At 75.5% G+C, this 14,607-nt stretch carries 15 protein-coding genes; 6 read left to right on the forward strand and 9 right to left on the reverse strand.

All coding sequences use genetic code 11. The features are described 5' to 3' along the window. Window positions 1-172 precede the first annotated feature (172 nt). Entirely contained in the window at window positions 173-574 is a 402-nt protein-coding gene (locus IE316_RS13180; RefSeq protein ID WP_229910372.1) for an ATP-binding protein, read from the forward strand. 1 nt (window position 575) lies between these two features. Here the strand turns inward: IE316_RS13180 and IE316_RS13185 are convergent, their stop codons facing one another. Continuing rightward, on the reverse strand, window positions 576-941 hold the full coding sequence (locus IE316_RS13185; RefSeq protein ID WP_190204452.1) for an STAS domain-containing protein: 366 nt from the start codon (window positions 939-941) through the stop codon (window positions 576-578). 137 nt (window positions 942-1,078) lie between these two features. On the opposite strand from IE316_RS13185, the gene IE316_RS13190 reads away from it, so the two are divergent. Beyond that, window positions 1,079-1,345 carry a hypothetical protein gene (locus tag IE316_RS13190; RefSeq protein ID WP_190204453.1) on the forward strand — a complete coding sequence of 89 codons (267 nt, stop codon included), beginning with the start codon at window positions 1,079-1,081 and terminating at the stop codon, window positions 1,343-1,345. Here IE316_RS13190 and IE316_RS13195 read toward each other — a convergent pair. Both IE316_RS13195 and IE316_RS13200 read right to left on the reverse strand, forming a co-directional pair. Then, the gene (locus tag IE316_RS13195; protein ID WP_190204454.1) at window positions 1,342-2,901 is read right to left on the reverse strand and encodes a glycerol-3-phosphate dehydrogenase/oxidase; all 1,560 of its coding nucleotides are present in this window, start codon (window positions 2,899-2,901) and stop codon (window positions 1,342-1,344) included. The genes IE316_RS13190 and IE316_RS13195 overlap by 4 nt on opposite strands. After that, window positions 2,898-3,515, reverse strand: a complete 618-nt coding sequence (locus IE316_RS13200) for a TetR/AcrR family transcriptional regulator (protein ID WP_190204455.1) — start codon at window positions 3,513-3,515, stop codon at window positions 2,898-2,900. Before IE316_RS13200 ends, IE316_RS13195 begins: the two co-directional genes overlap by 4 nt. An 89-nt stretch (window positions 3,516-3,604) precedes the next feature. Between IE316_RS13200 and IE316_RS13205 the strand changes: the two genes are divergently transcribed. Beyond that, window positions 3,605-5,203, forward strand: coding sequence for an FAD-binding oxidoreductase (locus IE316_RS13205; protein ID WP_190204456.1), 1,599 nt, complete (start codon window positions 3,605-3,607; stop codon window positions 5,201-5,203). 153 nt (window positions 5,204-5,356) lie between these two features. After that, complete coding sequence (locus IE316_RS13210; protein WP_190204457.1) at window positions 5,357-6,238, forward strand: diacylglycerol/lipid kinase family protein; 882 nt, start codon at window positions 5,357-5,359, stop codon at window positions 6,236-6,238. Window positions 6,239-6,271: 33 nt separating this feature from the next. Here IE316_RS13210 and IE316_RS13215 read toward each other — a convergent pair whose 3' ends face one another. The 6 genes from IE316_RS13215 to IE316_RS13240 all read right to left on the reverse strand — a co-directional run bounded on the left by IE316_RS13215 (window position 6,272) and on the right by IE316_RS13240 (window position 12,433). Beyond that, window positions 6,272-8,536, reverse strand: coding sequence for a catalase (locus IE316_RS13215; protein ID WP_190204458.1), 2,265 nt, complete (start codon window positions 8,534-8,536; stop codon window positions 6,272-6,274). Window positions 8,537-8,675: 139 nt separating this feature from the next. Continuing rightward, window positions 8,676-8,882, reverse strand: coding sequence for a hypothetical protein (locus IE316_RS13220; RefSeq protein ID WP_190204459.1), 207 nt, complete (start codon window positions 8,880-8,882; stop codon window positions 8,676-8,678). Between the two features lie 192 nt (window positions 8,883-9,074). Next, window positions 9,075-10,106, reverse strand: coding sequence for a hydroxyacid dehydrogenase (locus tag IE316_RS13225; RefSeq protein WP_190204460.1), 1,032 nt, complete (start codon window positions 10,104-10,106; stop codon window positions 9,075-9,077). Between the two features lie 107 nt (window positions 10,107-10,213). After that, the gene (locus IE316_RS13230) at window positions 10,214-10,894 is read right to left on the reverse strand and encodes a class I SAM-dependent methyltransferase (protein ID WP_190204461.1); all 681 of its coding nucleotides are present in this window, start codon (window positions 10,892-10,894) and stop codon (window positions 10,214-10,216) included. A gap of 76 nt (window positions 10,895-10,970) precedes the next feature. After that, the gene (locus IE316_RS13235; RefSeq protein ID WP_190204462.1) at window positions 10,971-11,771 is read right to left on the reverse strand and encodes an SDR family NAD(P)-dependent oxidoreductase; all 801 of its coding nucleotides are present in this window, start codon (window positions 11,769-11,771) and stop codon (window positions 10,971-10,973) included. A gap of 122 nt (window positions 11,772-11,893) precedes the next feature. After that, window positions 11,894-12,433: a TetR/AcrR family transcriptional regulator gene (locus IE316_RS13240; RefSeq protein WP_190204645.1), complete on the reverse strand. Its 540-nt coding sequence runs from the start codon at window positions 12,431-12,433 to the stop codon at window positions 11,894-11,896. Window positions 12,434-12,624: 191 nt separating this feature from the next. Between IE316_RS13240 and IE316_RS13245 the strand changes: the two genes are divergently transcribed. Both IE316_RS13245 and IE316_RS13250 read left to right on the forward strand, forming a co-directional pair. Then, window positions 12,625-13,638: a zinc-binding dehydrogenase gene (locus IE316_RS13245; protein ID WP_190204463.1), complete on the forward strand. Its 1,014-nt coding sequence runs from the start codon at window positions 12,625-12,627 to the stop codon at window positions 13,636-13,638. A 210-nt stretch (window positions 13,639-13,848) separates the two neighbouring features. Further along, window positions 13,849-14,538 (forward strand): lytic polysaccharide monooxygenase auxiliary activity family 9 protein, encoded by a 690-nt coding sequence (locus IE316_RS13250; RefSeq protein ID WP_190204464.1) that lies wholly within the window; start codon window positions 13,849-13,851, stop codon window positions 14,536-14,538. The last annotated feature ends 69 nt before the right edge of the window (window positions 14,539-14,607 follow it).

Consider the following 14,607-nt stretch of genomic DNA (forward strand, 5'->3'; position numbering starts at 1 on the left):
GCTGCCGCGGGGGAGCGAAACGGTCCCGACGCGGCGGAAGTTGACGGCAAGCGGATCGGACGGGCCGCTTCGGTGCGTATCGTGAGGTGCCGCAGACCGCCTGCTTGCCCAGATCGGCCCTCGGACCGGACGGTGAGACCCTGTAATGACTCCGGCGCGCAGACCCGATGCCGTGGACTCCTCGGTGCTGTCCACGGCGGTGGACTTTCCCGGCGGATCGGGGATGATCCCCGCCTCCCGCGACCTCGTCCAGGCGTTCGCCGCCCGGCTCCGGGAGGCGGGCGTGGAGGTGCCCGGGAGCTTCCTGGACACCGCGCGCCTGGTCGTCAGCGAACTGGTGACCAACGCCGCGCGGCACGCCCCCGGGCCCTGCCGGCTGCGGCTGGCCCTGGTGGAGGACCAGGTGGAGATCGCGGTCACGGACACCGGGGAGGGCTTCCCCACGTTCCTGCCCCCCGATCCCGCGCGGGTCGGGCGGCACGGGCTGGAGATCGTGACCCGGCTCTGCGACGAGCTGATCACCAAGCCGCACGACCGGGGCAAGACCGTGTACGCCCGTCTGCCGCTGGGCTGACTCAGCCCGCCAGGGCCTCGTCGACGGTCGGGTAGCAGGCGATCAGGGCGTCCACGCCGACGAGCTGGAGCACCCGCCGCACGGCCGGCTTCGGCGCGGCCAGCCGCAGCCAGCTCCCGCCCGCCTCGGCGGCCTGGTGGGCGGCGATGAAGGCGTTGATGCCGCTGGAGTCCATGAAGCCCACCTCCGCGAGGTCGACGACCGCGCCCCGGGACCCCTCCAGACCGGACAGCAGTACGTCGCGGAGCTGAGCGCTGCCGTCGAGATCCACTTCCCCCGCGAGGGTGACGACGCAGACGCCGTCGTCAGTGGTGGTGCGGGTGATCAGCAGCCGTTCCGGCACTGCCGCTCCCTCGGTGTCCGCCACGCTTCCTCACTTCTCGTACAGGTCCGGCCCATGGATTGGTGACCATGATGTTAAGGGTCCGAGGGCCCCCGGTGGGCAACTTGTGGAGGACCGGTTCGGCGCGCGAAAGCACAGGTGTGTGATTAATCTCTTTTCGTGTGGCTCACACATTCGACGAACTCGTCCAGAAGCGCCGTGCGGCGGACCAGGCGCACAGCCGGGTGCGGGAACTGCGCGACGCGTACGGGCCGCCCACCCAGCAGCAGTGGACCGCCCGGCAGTCGGACACCTACGAGACCGCCGTACGCGCCTGGCGGGACCTGGACCGCGACTGGCGGACCGCGATGAACGACTACATCCGGGAGCGGGGCGAGACGGCCCAGGTGGTCGAGGCGCAGGTGCGCCGGGCCCTGGAGGACTCCTAGACCCCCGGGGCCCCCTCGTCCGCGAGGAAGGACCGCGCGGTGGCCAGGGCCGCGGCGCGGTCCTCGGGGACCAGGCCGATGCGGGTGCGGCGGTCCAGCAGGTCGGCCTCGTCCAGGGCGCCCTCGTGGCGGACCGCCCACAGCAGTTCGGCGCCGGTGACGGGGTGGTCCGGCAGGACCCGCGCGCCCAGTCGGGGGTCGCGGGCGGCGAGGGCGTGCACGGCCGGGGCCTCGGTGCCGTAGCGGCGCACCAGCCGGCCCGGGGCCCGCAGTCCCGCCAGTACACGGGGCGCGGCGGCGCCCACCAGCGGCAGCGCGGCGGTGCGGCAGGGCCCGGCGGTGAGCCGGCGGGCGGCGACCGCGGCGTCCACGGCGTCCTCGGCCATCCGGCGGTACGTCGTCAGCTTGCCGCCGACCACCGTCACCACGCCGTCCGGGGAGGTCAGCACGGCGTGCCGGCGGGAGACGTCGGCCGTGCGGGGCGCGGCGCCCGACCGGCCCCGCGGGGCGGTGTCCAGCAGGGGGCGCAGGCCCGCGAAGGCGCCGACCACGTCCTCCCGGCGCACCGGCACCTCCAGCACCGAGCCGAGGACGTCGAGCAGGAACCCGATGTCCGTCTCCGGGGGCTCCGGGACGTCCGGGACGCGGCCCGTCACGGGTTCGTCGGTGAGCCCGACGTAGACCCGGCCGTCGCCCTGCGGGAGGACGAGGACGAAGCGGTTGCCCTCGCCGGGCACGGGGACGTGCAGGCCGGCCGGGAGCGGGCCGAGCCGCTCCGCCCGCAGGACGAGGTGGGTGCCGCGGGAGGGCCGGACCCGGATGCCGTCCACCAGACCGCCGGCCCACACCCCGGTGGCGTTGATCACCGCGCGGGCGCGGATCTCGCCCTCCTCGCCGGTGAGCCCGTCCCGTATCCGGGCGCCGGAGGAGGTCAGCTCCAGCACCCGGACCCGGGTCAGGACGCGGGCGCCGTGCGCGGCGGCGGTCCGGGCCAGGGCGGTCACCAGCCGGGCGTCGTCGGTGAGCCGGCCGTCCCAGGACAGCAGGCCGCCGCGCAGCCCGTCGGAGCGCAGCGCCGGGGCGAGCCGGCGGGTCTCCACGGCGGTCAGGCGGCGCGGCGCGGGCAGCGTGGCGCGGGCGGTGCGGGCGCCCAGCCGCAGCGCGTCACCGGCCCGCAGACCCGTCCAGGCCACCGCCGCCTGCCCGCGGGCGACCAGCGGGGTCAGCGGCAGCACGAACGGCTGGGCGGCCACCAGGTGCGGTGCCGTGCGCTCCATCAGCACCCCGCGCTCGACGGCGCTCTCGTGGGCGACGCCGAACCGGGCGGAGGCGAGGTAGCGCAGCCCGCCGTGGATCAGCTTGGAACTCCAGCGGGAGGTGCCGAACGCCAGGTCGTCGGCGTCCACGGCGACCACGCTCAGCCCCCGGGCGGCGGCGTCCAGGGCGGCCCCGGCGCCGGTCGCGCCCAGCCCGACGACCAGGACGTCCACGGCCGGGCCCGCGGTGGACGCGGCCAGTTCACGGGCGCGGCGCGCTGCCGACAGGGAGGCGCTCATGGCGTCAGGGTCCTCTCCAGGACGGTGCGCAGCTCCCCCAGGAAGGCCGCGCCGGTCAGATCGGGGTCGTCCTCGTCGGTCATGGTCCGCAGCGACAGGGCGAAGGACTGCACCACCAGCAGCACGGCCCGGGCCTGCCGGGCGACCGGCGCGACGCGCACCGAGCCGTCGGCGTGGCCGTCGCGCAGCGCGTCGCCGAGCAGCCCCAGGAGGGCGTCCTGGCTGGCGCCGCGCCGGTCCAGCACATAGGACAGCAGCAGTTCGGGATCGACGTCGACGATCTTGCGGAAGAGAGGGTGCCCGCGGAACGCCGCCACCCCGGCCACCAGCCCCTCCACCAGCAGCGTCCGGGCGTCCGCGCCGGGCCGCGGCCCGGGCATGGCGCCGGTGGCCACGGCGGTCCACTCCCGGGTCATCAGGTCGCCGACCAGGGAGCGCACGTCCGGCCAGCGCCGGTACAGCGTCATCCGGGAGACCCCGGCGCGCCGGGCCACGTCGGTCATCGTGGTCCGCCGCACGCCGACGGCCAGGACGCAGTCCCGTACGGCGTCCAGCACGGCGTCGGCGTCGGCGGAGTTCGGCCGGCCCGACTGGTTGTGACGAATAGGCGTCATGTGTCACAGTGTAACGCCCTCGGGGCCCGGTGCCGCGGCGGCGGGACGCGCCGGGGGCCGTGGTACCGACCGGTGAGGACAGGACGCGCATGGACATGCTGTGGAACGGCTGGGGCGACCCGGCCCGGGCGACCCCCCTGCCCGAGGCCGTGACCGGGCTGCTGCGCGACCTCCTCGGCGTCGAGCCGCGCACCGCCGCACCCGCCCGGCTCGCCGAGGTCGCCGTCCCCGGCGCCCCGCTCCCGGACGCCGCCCGCCGCGCGCTGCTCGACGCCGTCGGCGGCCGCGCGGACGCGGTGCGCACCGACCGCGAGAGCCGCCTGCGGCACACCCGGGGCAAGTCCACCCCCGACCTGCTGCGGATACGGGCCGGCGACGCCGCCGACGCCCCGGCGGCCGTCGTCCTGCCCGGCGGCCACGACGAGGTGCTCGCCGTGCTGCGGGCCGCCGCCCGGCACGGCCTGAGCGTGGTCCCGTTCGGCGGCGGCACCTCCGTCGTCGGCGGCCTCGCCCCCGAGCGGCACGCCCCCGTCGTCGCCCTCGACCTGCGCCGCATGGACCGGCTGCTCGCCCTCGACCCGGTCTCCCGCACCGCCACCCTCCAGGCCGGCCTGCGCGCCCCCGAGGCCGAGGCGCTGCTCGCCGGGCACGGCTTCACCCTCGGCCACTTCCCGCAGTCCTACGAGTGGGCGACCCTCGGCGGTTTCGCCGCGACCCGCTCCAGCGGTCAGGCGTCCGCCGGGTACGGCCGGTTCGACGACTTGGTCCTCGGCCTGACCCTCGCCACCCCCGAGGGCACCCTCGACACCGGCCGCGCCCCCCGCTCGGCCGCCGGACCCGACCCGCGCCAGCTCCTGCTCGGCTCGGAGGGCGCCTTCGGGGTGATCACCTCCGTCACCGTCCGGCTCCGGCCGGTGCCGCGCGTGCGCCGGTACGAGGGCTGGCGGTTCGGCTCCTTCGCGGCGGGCGGCGACGCCCTGCGCCGGCTCGCGCAGGACGGCCCGCGCCCCACCGTGCTGCGGCTGTCCGACGAGACCGAGACCCTGGTCGGCCTCGCCCAGCCGGACGCCCTCGGCACCGCCCCCGGCGGCGCGGACACCGGCTGCCTCGCGGTCGTCGGCTTCGAGGGCACCGAGGAGGACACCCACCGGCGCCGGACGGCCGCGGCGGAGGTGCTGCGCGCGGCCGGGGGCGCCTTCGCGGGCGACGAGCCGGGCGCGCGCTGGGCGCGGGGCCGCTACTCCGCGCCCTACCTGCGCGACGCGCTGCTGGACGCCGGCGCCCTCGCCGAGACCCTGGAGACGGCCGCCTACTGGTCCCGGCTGCCCGGCCTGTACGCCGCCGTCCGCGAGGCGCTCACCGCCGCCCTCACCGGCACCGGCGCCCCGCCGCTGGTCATGTGCCACATCTCGCACGTCTACGAGAACGGCGCCTCCCTGTACTTCACGGTCGTCTGCGCCCAGGGCGAGGACCCCCTCGCCCGCTGGACCCGGGCCAAGCACGCCGCCAACGAGGCGATCCTCGCCGCCGGGGGCACCATCACCCACCACCACGGCGTGGGCACCGACCACCGCGACTGGTACGTCCGGGAGACCGGGGACCTCACGGTGGCCGCGCTGCGCGCCGTGAAACGGACCCTCGACCCGGCCGGGGTGCTCAGCCCCGGCGTCCTGCTGCCCGCCGACTGACCGGCGCTCCACCGGCCGCGCACCGACGGCGCACCGGCCGCGCGCCGGGGGACCACGGGTGCCGACCGGCCACCCCCGCCGACCGGCCACCCCCGCCGACCGGCCACCCTCGCCGACCGTTCACCCGCCGCCCACCCCGAAAGAGGCGCCCCGATGCGACAGTTCACGGCCGTGGTCAATCCCACCGCGGGCGGCGCGGCCGGTGCCGCCGCGCTGCTCCGCGTCGCCCCGCTGCTGCGCGCGGCGGGCGCCGGCCTGGAGACGGAGTACAGCCGCGACCTCGCGCACGCCCGGGAGCTGGCCCGGGAGGCCGGGCGGCGGGGCCGGGTGGTGCTCGCCGTCGGCGGGGACGGCATCGCCGGGTGCGTCGGCGGCGCCCTCAGCGGCACCGGCGCGCTCCTCGGCCTGGTCCCGGCCGGACGCGGCAACGACTTCGCCCGCGCCCTCGGCCTGCCCGCCGACCCCGCCGCCCTCGCCCGGCTGCTGCTGCGCGGCGAAGGCCGGCCCGTCGACACCGTCGAGGTGACCTCCGCCGTCCACGACCGCACGGTGGTCCTGGGGAGTGTGTACGCCGGGGTGGACGCGCTCGCCAACCGGCACGCCAACCACGCGCGCGTGCTGCGCGGCACCGCCTCCTACTACACCGGCGCGCTGCGCGCGATCGCCACCTGGCGCGCACCGGCCTACCGCGTCACCGTGGACGGCGCGGAGCACACGTACCGCGGCTACACCGTCGTCGCCGCCAACTCCGGCTACTACGGCTCCGGCCGGCGCATCGCCCCCGGCGCCCGGGTCGACGACGGCCTGCTGGACGTGGTGATGATCCGGGACGCGCCCAAGCGGCTGTTCTTCGCCCTGATGAACGAACTGAGGGCGGGCACCCACCTCCACCGGCCCCAGGTGCGGGTGGTCCGGGGCCGGGAGGTCCGCATCGAGGCCGACCGCGCGGTGCCCTGCGGCGCGGACGGCGAGGTGGAGGCGGTGCTGCCGGTCACCGCGCGGGTGCTGCCCGGCGCGCTGCGCGTGCTGTGCTGACCGCGCCCGCCGGGCGGCACCCGCCGCCGGGGATCACACCTGGGTGCTGAACCGCTCCCACACCCGGTGCGTGCCCAGCAGCCGCGTGACCTGCTCCAGCGCGGCGGTGCCGGAGTCGGCCACGACCACGCCGGGCGCGGTCGCCGGCACCCCGGCCGCCTGGAGCGCGGCGTCGCCGCCCGCCCAGGCCCCGATGGCCTTGCCGTGCCGGAACGCCTCCGACAGCAGCAGCGCCACCCTCGGGTCGGTGGTGGCGGGACCGGAGGGCACCGGGTCGGACTTGGCGTCCCGCGCGGTGTAGGCGTCGCTGCCCACCCCGGGCACCCCGGCCAGCAGCACGGCGTCGAACTCCACGGACCGGGCGGTCACGAAGGTCCGCTGCACGGTCAGCGCCCCGTCGCCCAGGGTGCCGCCGGCCGGCGCGACCACCAGCGGGACCATCCCGGCGTTCAGCACCGCCTCGCGCACGGCGGCCACCCCCTCCAGGTCGTCGCCGCCGGTGACGATGCCGATCATCCGGCCCTCGGTCGGCCAGGTACCGCCGATCTGCGACAGCGCCGGGCTGGGCTCGACGTCGGCGAGCGGCACGGTCGGCTCCGGCGCCGGCAGGCCGAGGCCGGCCGCGACCTGCTCGCACAGCTCGGGGTCGATGTTGGCCAGCACCTGGAGGGTGCGCTCCTTGACGGCCTGCTCGTAGCACTTGCCCAGCTCGAAGGTGTAGGCGCCGATGATGTGTTCCTTCTCCACCGGGCTCATGCTCAGCCAGAACCGGCGCGGCTGGCTGAAGTGGTCCGCGAACGACTCGGGCGCCTCGCGCACCTTGCGGCCCTCCGGCACCCGCACCGGGACCTCGACGAACGCCCCGGCGTCCGCCCCGGCGGTGAACGGGCAGCCGCCGTCCAGGGAGTTGGGCCGGTAGGGCGCCACGCCCCGGTGGACGGCCGTCTGGTGCATGCCGTCGCGCTGCATGTCGTTGACCGGAGCGTGCGGCCGGTTGATGGGCAACTGCGGGAAGTTGGGGCCGCCGAGGCGGGTGATCTGGGTGTCCAGGTAGGAGAAGAGCCGGCCGGCGAGCAGCGGGTCGTCGGTGACGTCGATGCCCGGCACCAGATGGCCGACGTGGAAGGCGACCTGCTCGGTCTCGGCGAAGAAGTTGGAGGGGTTGCGGTTCAGGGTGAGCAGCCCGACCGGCTGCACCGGCGCGAGCTCCTCGGGCACCAGGTTGGTCGGGTCCAGCAGGTCGATGCCCTCGAAGGTCTGGTCCTCGGTGTCGGGGAAGGTCTGGATGCCCAGCTCCCACTGCGGGTACGCGCCCGCCTCGATGGCGTCGGCGAGGTCCCGGCGGTGGAAGTCCGGGTCGACGCCGTTGATGAGCTGCGCCTCGTCCCACACCAGGGAGTGCACCCCCAGCTTGGGCTTCCAGTGGAACTTCACCAGCGTAGTCTCACCGGCGGCGTTGACCAGCCGGAAGGTGTGGACGCCGAAGCCCTCCATCATCCGGTAAGAGCGCGGGATGCCCCGGTCGCCCATGAAGAAGATGGTGTGGTGGGTGGCCTCGGTGTGCAGCGACACGAAGTCCCAGAAGGTGTCGTGAGCGCTCTGCGCCTGCGGGATCTCCCGGTCCGGGTGCGGCTTCGCCGCGTGCACGACGTCCGGGAACTTGATGGCGTCCTGGATGAAGAAGACCGGGATGTTGTTGCCGACCAGGTCGAAGACGCCTTCGCTGGTGTAGAACTTCGTCGCGAAGCCCCGGGTGTCGCGCACGGTGTCGGACGAGCCGCGCGAGCCCACCACCGTGGAGAACCGCGTGAACACCGGCGTCTCCACGTCCTCGGCGAGGAACGCCGCCTTGGTCACCGAGGCCGCGGTGCCGTAGCTCTGGAACACGCCGTGCGCGCCGGCGCCCCGGGCGTGCACCACCCGCTCCGGGATGCGCTCGTGATCGAAGTGCATGATCTTCTCGCGCAGATGGTGGTCCTGGAGCAGCACGGGCCCGCGCGGGCCGGCCTTGAGCGAGTGGTCGGTGTCGGGAACCCGGGTGCCCTGCGCGGTCGTCAGATACGCCCCGGACTGGGCCATCCTCGCCTGGTCGGCCCCGGTCGGCTGCCCGGTCGGCGACACGGTGGCCGGGCCGCTCTGGTCGGGCTTGGGCGGCAGCGGCTCACGGGGAGCGGTGGGTTCGGCGAGCGACGGTGACTCGGCGGCCGGCTTGCCGGGCACGCCGTCCTCCGGCCCGCCGCCGCTCAGGGTCTCACTGACCTTGTGGGCTACCCGCTTGAGAGGGTTGGCCTCGCTCATATGTCTCTTTCCTCCGAATTCCGGCCGGTCGGCCGCGCTCGTCGCGGCCGGGGTGACGAGTCCCGACGGCGCGCGGGTACCCGCGGACGACCGGATCAGCGGCGTCGATCGCGACGGGTTCCCCGGAACGGACGACGGGTCAGACGACGGTCTTGCCGTCGTGGGTGCCGCCCCGGCAGTACTTGGTGAGCGTTCCGTCCGGACCGTCCGCGGAGATGATGAGCAGGCCGCCGCCGCGCAGGCACTCGGTCGCGGTGACGTCCCCGGGGGCGGCGGCGGCCGCCGGGACGGGCCCGAGCAGTGCGACGGCCAGCCCGGCGGCCCACAGGTACGACGGCTTCTTCATGACGACTCCCGGCTCGGCTGATCCGCTTTCCCGGCCAGCCTCCCCGCCCGGCCCCGGGCCCGCGACCGCACGCGGGCGCACGGGGGACCGGAGGCAGGACCGCGGGCGGCCGGCCGGGGCCCGGCGCGGCGGCGGGCAGGGCCCGACAAGCGTGCAGGTCCGGTCCCCCGGCGGGGAGTTCGGACGGGACGCTCACGCCAGGAAGGGCAGCCTTTCGCGGCGTACGGGGTGCAGGAAGCCGGCGCCGGACGCCCAGCGGGCGGTCTCGGCGAGGGCGGTCTCGGCCAGGCGGCGCCACTCGTTGCCCAGCGAACCGGCGAGGTGCGGGGTGATCAGCGCGTCCTCGCAGTCCCACAGCGGGTGGTCCGGCGGCAGCGGCTCGGGGTCGGTCACGTCCAGGACGGCCCGCACCCGGCCCGCCAGCACGGCGTCGGTCAGCGCGTCCTGGTCGACGACCGCGCCGCGCGAGGTGTTGATGAGCACCGCCCCCTCGGGCATCGCCTCGATCAGCTCGCGGCCGACCAGACCGCGGGTGGCGGGCAGCAGCGGGGTGTGCACGCTGACGGTGTCGCAGCGCGCGAACAGCTCCGCCGGTTCCACCCGCTCCACGCCCAGTTCGGCCGCCTCCGCGGCGGAGACGTACGGGTCGTACAGCAGCACGTCGAGGTCGTGCGGGCGCAGCAGTTCGACGACCCGGCGGCCGGTCAGCGAGGCCGACAGGATGCCGATCCGGCGGCGGTGGTTGCCGACCGTGCGCGGGGTGCGCAGCCAGTCGTCCCGGCGGCGGGCCGCCCGGTAGGCGCGGGCCTGTTCCAGCACCCGCTTGCCGCTGAGCAGGATCATCGCCAGGGTGTACTCGGCCACCGGCACCGCGTTGGCCGCGGCGGCGGAGGACACCTCGATGCCGCGCTCCCAGCAGGCGTCGGTGACGAGCCCCCGGACGCTGCCCGCGGTGTGCACCACCGCCCGCAGCTTCGGCGCCGCCCGCAGCACCTCGGCGTCCAACGGCGGGCACCCCCAGCCGGTGACCAGCAGGTCGGCCCCGGCCAGCACCGAGCGGGCCCGGGGCGTGGACAGGTCGTCCAGGGCCGGGAGCGGCGCGAGGTCGCAGAGCGTACGCAGGGTGCGCAGGGACTCGGCGTCGAGGACGGCGTCGGCGGCCTCGGGGGACATGGCCACGGCGGCCCGGGGCCGGAATCCGGGACCGGGGGAGTGCTGGGTCACTTGGCGGCTCCGGTGGTCGGTCCGCCGCGCCGGAACACGCGGGCGCGGCGCGGGGCGCGGAGGAGGACGAGCGGTACGGCCGGACCGCCGGGCACGGCGTGCGGCGGCTACCGGCGCCGGCCGTGCAGGAAGAGGTGCGGCTCGGGCACCGCGTCCGGGTGGGCCGGCGTGAACAGCGTCTCCTCGCGGTCCGCCACCTCGAACCCGGCGTCCTCGACCACGGCCGTCAGCGCGTCGGCGCCGAAGCTGGTCACGCGGACCGGCTGCCCCATGAAGACGCCCTCGGCGCCCTCCACGTCCAGCGGCACGGTCGCCAGCGCCAGCAGCCCGCCCGGCCGCAGGGCCCGCGCCAGTCGCCGCAGGACGGCGGTCTGCTCGGCGCGGGTCATCTGGAGCAGCGAGAAGTACACGCAGACCGCGTCGAAGGAGCCCTCCGGCAGCGGTATGTCACGGATGTCGGCGCACCGGAAGGAGGCGGCGGGCACCTGACGCGCCGCCAGCTCCGTCATCACGGGGGACACGTCCACCCCGCGCACCTGGTGTCCCGCCCGCGCGAGGGTCTGTGCCGTGGGCCGTCCGGTCCCGCTGCCCACGTCCAGCACCGCACTGCCGGGCGCGAGCCGGCCGAGCAGCCACTCCAGGGAGCGCCGGTGCGCCTCCGACCCGGCGAACGCCTCCTCGTACGCGGCGCCCAGCGCGTCGAACACGGCCGCCGCGGACGTCCCTCGCTGCTGCTCCTCGGTCACGGTCGGCCCTCTCCGGTGGTCGGTGCGCGGGCATCGTGTCATCGGGCCGGGGCGGCGGCAAGGGCGCCTCGGCCGTCCCGGCCCAGCGGCCGAGGCAGGGGTGCCTCGGCCTCCCGGCTCAGCGGTCGCCGCCGTCCGGGGCCGATCCCGGTTTCGCCATCTTGCGGTGCAGGGCCGACTTCACCCCGTCCGGCAGCAGCCGGTCGGCCACGCCCTGCGCCTTGGTCGCCGCCGAGCCGGTGACCACCTTGGTCCGGCCCTTCATGACCGCCTCGAACGCCTGCCGGGCGACATCCGCCGGGTCGTCCTTCGCCATGGCGGCCATCCGGGTGTCCTCCATCCCGGCCCGCCGGAAGAAGTCGGTGTCGGTGGGGCCGGGCATGAAGGAGGTGACGGTGACCCCGGTGTCCTTCACCTCCTCCGCCAGCGCCTGCGCGAAGGACTGCACGAAGGACTTCGAGGCGTTGTAGACCGGCTGGAAGGGGCCCGGCATCATCGACGCGATGGACGAGGTGAACACCATCCGTCCCACACCGCGCGCCACCATCTGCCGCAGCAGCGGCTTGGCCAGTTGCACGGTCGAGGTGACGTTCAGGTCGATCACGGACTGGTCGTCGGCCGGGTCGGTGTCCACGAAGGCGCCGCCCTGCCCCACCCCGGCGTTCAGCGCGGCCACGTCCACGGTCAGTCCGGCGGTGGCGGCGATCAGCCGGTCCACGCCGGTGGGTTCCCGCAGGTCGGCGCGGACGGTCCGGACCCGCGCGCCGGTCTGCCGCAGCCGTTCCGCGGCGTGCTCCAGACGGTCGTCCTCGGCGCAGATCAGCAGGTCGTGACCGTGCTCGGCGAACTGCCGGGCGAGTTCGTACCCGATGCCACCGGACGCCCCGGTCACCAGCGCGAGCGGCTTGTCGGTCTCCATGGAGGTCTCCACAACGTCTTCGCGGTCATCGGTCCCGGACGGCCCCGTCCGGCCGGGTCGGTCGCGCGGACGCGACCAGGCCCGGGTTCCCCCGAGACACGGGTCAAACGACGGCGGCCGGGTCACCCGGTGCGCGGCCGGGCCCCGTCCAGCGCCAGGTCGACCAGGCCCGCCACCAGCGGCTCGTCCAGCGGGGCGCCGCTGAGCAGCACCCGGACGAACAGCGGCCCGCTCACCGCCTCGATCAGCAGCCCGGGGTCGGTGTCCGGGGCCAGCTCGCCGCGGTCCACGCCGCGCCGGACCATCGCGCCGGCCCGGGTGAGCCGGTCGCTCCAGTAGGGCAGCCGCCGGTCGTCCAGCGTGCCGTCCCGCTCCACGCTCAGGCGCAGCAGCGCCTGCCCCTGGGCCGTGCCGAGCAACTGGGCCAGGGTCGTGAAGAAGCGCAGCAGGTCCTCGCGGACCCGCCCGGTGTCCGGGATCGGCAGCGCCGCGTCCAGTTGGCTGGTCAGCGCGTCGAGGATCAGGTTCTCGCGGGTCTTCCAGCGGCGGTAGACCGAGGTCTCGTGCACCCCGGCCGACCGCGCGACCGCCGCCACGGTCGTCCCCGCGAGCCCCTCCCGGGCCAGCAGCTCCACCACGGCGGCGAGCACGGCCCCCCGCATCCGCTCCCCGCGTCTGCGCAGCGGCGGTGCGGCAGCGGGGGAAGAGCGGGGAGTGCGGGGCGGAGTCGTCGGGCCGGTCACCGGCCCAGCCTAAAGCAGGTCGACCTGCGACAGGTGTACGGTTAACGCAAGTCGACCTGCGATAGAGCGCATGGGGCGCCCGGGGTCGCCGCCACCGAGGAGGTCCTGTCATGGCGCGGATGCTCGCCGCCCGTCTGCACGTACCGAGCCGCACCCTGCGGGTCGAGGAGGTGCCCCGCCCGCAGCCCGGCCCCGGGGAGGTGCTGGTCAAGGTCGAGGCGGCCGGGGTCTGCCTCTCCGACGTCCATCTCATCGACGGCACCCTCACCCCGCTGTACCTCCAGGGCGACACCGTCACCCTCGGCCACGAGGTCTCCGGCACGGTCGCCGAGACCGGCGAGGGCGTCACCGCCTGGAGCCCGGGCCAGCGCGTGGTCCTGCACGCGGGTGAGAAGCGCGACGGCGTCACCTACACCCGCGGCGTCGACTACGACGGCGGCTGGGCCGAGTACGCCCTGTCCGCCGCCGACGCCCTGACCGCGCTCCCCGACGCGATCCCCTTCGACCAGGGCGCGATCATCCCCGACGCGGTGTCCACGCCGTGGGGCGCGATCACCGAGACCGGCGCGGTCCGGCCCGCCGAGGCGGTCGGCGTCTGGGGCGTCGGCGGACTCGGCGTGCACGCCGTGCAGTTGCTGCGCGCCGCCGGGGCCTGCCCGGTCATCGCCGTCGACCCCAACCCGGTGGCCCGGGAGCGCGCCCTCGCGGCCGGCGCCGACCTCGCCCTCGACTCCGCCGACCCCGGTCTGCGCCGGGCCGTGGGCGAGGCGACCGGCGGGGCCGGGATCGCCGCCGCCTTCGACTTCGCGGGCGTGCCCGCCGTCCGCGAACAGGCCGTCTCCGTCCTCGCGCCCCAGGGCCGGCTGGTCCTGGTGGGGCTGACCAACCAGCCCCTCACGGTCACCGACGGCACCCGCTTCAGCTACCTCCAGCAGCGCATCCTCGGCCACTACGGCTCCGACATGCCGGTGGCGCTGCCGCAGTTGCTGCGGCTGATCGACCACGGGCGGCTGGACTTCTCCGGCTCCATCAGCGGCGTACTGCCGCTGGCCGAGGCCGCCGAGGCGGTCGCGCGGCTGGAGAAGAAGGAGGGCAACCCGATCCGGCTGATCCTGCGCCCGTGAGATGAGGGACGGCCGGGCGGCCCGCCGGGATCAGGGCGGGGTGAGGCGGCCCGCCCGCCGTCGCGTCGAAAACCCGCGTCGAACACGCCAACCGCCTTCGAAAAGTGGCGAATTCCCGTGTTGCTCCGCTGTTTCACAGGGCGCAGCCTGTGATCCGGGAGCGCTCCCAAGTCCCTCTCCGTCCATCCCCCCACCCGAAAGAGGGAGACCATGGCTTGTCATGCCAGCGCCAACACGTCGACCGGGGTGAGCAGGCCGCGCCGCCTGCTCACCCTCACGCTGAGCGCCGTCGCCGCCGCCCTGCTCGCCCTGATCCCCTGGAGCGGCACCGCCGTGGCGCACGGCTCCGTCATCGACCCGGCCTCGCGCAACTACGGCTGCTGGCTGCGCTGGGGCAGCGACTTCCAGAACCCGGCGATGGCGCAGCAGGACCCGATGTGCTGGCAGGCATGGCAGGCGGACCCCAACGCGATGTGGAACTGGAACGGCCTGTACCGCAACGGCTCGGCCGGCAACTTCCAGGCCGTCGTGCCCAACGGACAGCTCTGCAGCGGCGGCCGGACCGAGAGCGGCCGCTACAACTCCCTGGACGCCGTGGGCCCCTGGAAGACCACGGACATCGGCGGCAAGTTCACCGTCCGGCTGTACGACCAGGCCAGCCACGGCGCCGACTACATCCGCGTCTACGTCACCCGGCAGGGCTTCGACCCCACCACCCAACCGCTGACCTGGAACGACCTCCAACTGGTCGCCAGCACGGGCCGTTACGCGCCCGGCCAGAACTACGACATCCCGGTCAGCACCTCGGGCTACAGCGGCCGGCACGTGGTCTACACGATCTGGCAGGCGTCGCACATGGACCAGACGTACTTCTTCTGCAGCGACGTGAACTTCCGCTGACCCGGACGGCCGGTACCTCCCCCCTCCCCCCACCGCCCCCGCCGGACGCGCCGCGCGTCCGGCGGGGGC

Source organism: Streptomyces fumanus (assembly GCF_014655295.1).
GTDB classification, from domain to species: Bacteria; Actinomycetota; Actinomycetes; order Streptomycetales; family Streptomycetaceae; genus Streptomyces; species Streptomyces fumanus.